1 protein-coding gene is annotated in these 2,435 nt (G+C 63.7%); it reads right to left on the bottom strand.

Translation table 11 applies throughout. The features are described from left to right. Positions 1 to 211 precede the first annotated feature (211 nt). Positions 212 to 1,882 (bottom strand): thioester domain-containing protein, encoded by a 1,671-nt coding sequence (locus tag NNX35_RS15995; protein WP_255767515.1) that lies wholly within the window; start codon positions 1,880 to 1,882, stop codon positions 212 to 214. Positions 1,883 to 2,435: the final 553 nt, after the last annotated feature.

Below are 2,435 nucleotides of genomic sequence, written 5' to 3'. Positions count from 1 at the left end.
CCCCGCGAAGGGCGCGCACTGGTTGGACTCTGTTTTTTGTTGGGGTTTGGCCGCCATGCTCGGGCGCTTTTCCAGCGTCCCGGCCGCGGCGACTTAGAAAACTTTACACACGTTTGCCCGTAGCCGCAAATCGTCCGGATAGCTGGAGCCGGCCCCCTACCGGGCGCCGGCTCCTGCTATCCGTCAGCCTCTCCGTACGGGAGGCCCTGGACTAGCTGCTGCGCCTCCGGAACGAACCCAGGATCAACAGCGATCCGGCCAGGACGGCACCACCTGCTGCCATGGCCATGGCAGTGGCGTCTTCAGCCCCGGTCCGCGGGAGCCGTTCGGTTACCGGCACGGGGGCGTATTCATTGACCACCTCAGCTGTCAGCTCCTGCCCCGGCAGGATGGTGACCTCCGCCGTACCTGAGGAGGAGACGGTGACATCCTCGTTGGCACCTGACGTCGGCTCCGAGACCCGGCACAGAACCCCCGCCGGGATCCCTTGGTACAGCTGGGTAAACGTGCCGACCGTGGTTCCTGCGGGGATCACGAACGTCTCGTCAATCAGCCCGTCACCGCACTGGACGTGCAGCACGATGTCGTCCTGCAGGCCGGCTCCGGAGCCGGTGATGGTTTTCGCCACGACCAGGTTGCCCGGGTTGAATTCCACGGTATTGGTCACGGTGAGAACATTCTCCCCCTCAGTGATCGTCACCGGATCGGAGAGGGTAGGCGTCACCGTCACCTCCGTGGTGGACCCGGTAGTCTCTTCCGTCACAGAGCAGACCGTTCCAACCGGAAGATCGGTTACGGTTTCGGTTACCGGGGTTGTTGTCCCGGCCGGGATTTCAAAGACGAAAGCCCCTACAGGACCGCAGTCCACAGCAAGGACGATGGCGCCCTGGCTGCCGGCTGCCTCTCCGGCAAAGGCCTTATTTACCGTTAGGTCTCCGGCGACGAAGAACTCCGCCGTGGCCTGGGCGTTGGACTCAATCTGTGCGTTGGCCGCCAGGATCAGCTTTTGCGCCGTCGTCACGTCGGGGTTGTTGCCCGCGTAGAGGTAGACGTTGCCTGTCTCTACGGTCACCACAGCACTTGCGGTGATCACAGCAGGGTCCGTGGTTTGGGCCGTACTGCGTACCCAGACCTGACTGCCGGACTCCACCGGGTTAACGAGGGGAACGGTCCCCGCGGGATCCGTGAACAGAGTGAAGCCCGCGGGTGCCTCCACTGTCAGTGCCGCGCCGCCGCCGGCGGTCACGGTGAAGGGCCCCGTCACGCCGTCCACTGGTCCGGCGGCTACAGGGGGAGCAATAGTCACGTCCGGCGGCGGCGGTTCAGTGAGTGGCCCGGCTGCAAGAACAGCGTCGATAATTCCCTGAGTCAGCGGGCGGACCGGATCCGTGTCCTGCAGGACGAAGCCGTCGCTGAAGAACCAGATTGCTGCCTGGACCGCTGCAGCACGAATACTGTCATTCGCTGCTTCGGCAGGGAGGCCGGGCTGGTCCGGGTAGTAGCTATTCAGGACCCGGTTCACGTATCCCACGTTGGGAACGTTGGCCTCACCCCACGTACCGCTCTCATACCCCAGCCCGGAGTAGGTGGAGGTACGGATGTCGATGCAGTACATTTCCTGGATGTTGCCCTCCGCATCCTCGGTGAGGATGGTGCCGGCGAAGGACGGATTATCGGTTTCGTAATCTGCCGGTACGTCCGGGGGATAGGCACTGATATCAAATGCCGCTCCTACGGGCGGCAGTCCTCCCGTTGCGGCGGTCCCCAACCCCTGACCGGTCATTGTGATTTCGACCTGGGCGGCGGGAACGGCATCACCAGGCTGCGGGCCGGAAAACACGGCCTGCGCCGGCAACGCCGTGACCACCAATGCGGCCAGCAATGCGCCAACCAGACCAAGCAGGTTCCTAAAATATCTGCGTCTGTTACTCCCCCTCCCCCGATGCCCCCCAAACTGTGTGAGTGCTGCAATCCGACTCATAAGGTTCCGCCTTCTCTCTGGCTTATCGAGAGGGGCCACTGCACCACCAGCAGTTTGGCAGCCGCAGCCGTCTGGCCCCGAGGTCGCGACGCTATCCCCACAAGCTGGGATTTGTAAGGGTAAGAGTGGACCATGCAACGTTAAAAACCGAGAATCGGCTGTTCCGGCAATATCGGTAATATCGGCAATATCGCAGGGCTTACCCCGATGCGGCAGAGCTCCCACACGAAGGTCCGAAGGCGGAGCGGTGGGAGGGAGATCGATTCTGCATGCTCGGGGCACGCAACACGTCCAAGAGACGATGCCCGGCCTGGTGCCTGGGGTCGGGCGGACGGCGCCTGCTGCCTCGACGCCGGCGGGGCCGGCGGGGCCGGCGGGGCCGGGGCCCGACAAGCCCGGCCCGTTAAAGAGGAAGAGCCCGTACCAGCACTGGTACGGGCTCAACCTGTATTCA

The sequence above is a fragment of the Arthrobacter sp. zg-Y844 genome, from assembly GCF_024385465.1.
GTDB lineage: Bacteria > Actinomycetota > Actinomycetes > Actinomycetales > Micrococcaceae > Arthrobacter_B.
The sequence above is the reverse complement of the archived record's forward strand: the minus strand, read 5'-3'. Positions and strand labels throughout refer to the sequence as shown.